This is a genomic window from Pararobbsia alpina (assembly GCF_902859895.1).
Classification (GTDB): Bacteria; Pseudomonadota; Gammaproteobacteria; order Burkholderiales; family Burkholderiaceae; genus Pararobbsia; species Pararobbsia alpina.
The window spans coordinates 1-665 of record NZ_CADIKM010000205.1 but is presented as its reverse complement, the minus strand read 5'-3'; the positions used below and the strand labels follow the sequence as shown (position 1 = coordinate 665).

The following is a 665-nucleotide window of genomic DNA, read 5'->3' as shown; positions in this document are numbered from 1 at the left end:
GATCTGTATTGCTGCGATCACTTTGTCGAACCCGGATACCGGTTGGGCAATATTCACGAAACGCACATGCTCAAGCTCATGGCGTCGCCCGAACAGCGTAAGTTTGGACTGGACAAGCGCGACTCGCTTACGGCCCAGTGCAGGAGCTGCGAAGTGAGGGCGCTGTGCAATGGCGGATGTCCGAAGGACCGCTTTGCGCTATCGCGGGACGGCGAGGCGGGGCAGAACTATCTGTGCTCCGGCCTCGAGTTGTTCTTCACCCAATCGCGCCATGCGATGGAGACCATGGTCAAACTCCTTCACGATGGCCGGCCTCCGTCTGACGTGATGGCGATTACCGCAATCGAAGATAAACGGCGCGGCCCTTATGCGCCCTGTCCGTGCGGCAGCGGCAGGAAATTCAGATTCTGCCACGGTAATAACGCACCGCGTCGGTCGTTTGACCCGGCGAGCAGCAAGGAGCAGCGCGCCTCATGATGAAAGGGGGTGCCCAAAGACGTCGCTGGCCGTTACATCCTCGCAGAGCAGGGACCAGCGAGCGACATACTGGCTCAGTTCGGTGATTGATGCAGCCTCTTCGCCCGGCTTGCGACCGGGCCCTATCTGAAAGGAGTGGAAGCAATCATGGCGACAAAGCAACCGAATATCCTGATTCTTTGGGGCGA

Annotated in this window: 2 protein-coding genes; one reads left to right on the top strand and one right to left on the bottom strand. The window is 59.1% G+C overall.

The genetic code is table 11. The features are described 5' to 3' along the window. On the top strand, positions 1 to 477 hold a 477-nt coding region (locus HV670_RS30290; RefSeq protein ID WP_175108583.1), incomplete at its 5' end, for an SPASM domain-containing protein. On the opposite strand, the gene HV670_RS30755 is transcribed toward HV670_RS30290, so the two are convergent. Further along, positions 472 to 665, bottom strand: a 194-nt coding sequence (locus tag HV670_RS30755) for a hypothetical protein (RefSeq protein WP_217478567.1), incomplete at its 5' end; no start/stop codon positions are given. The two genes, HV670_RS30290 and HV670_RS30755, sit on opposite strands and share 6 nt — an antisense overlap.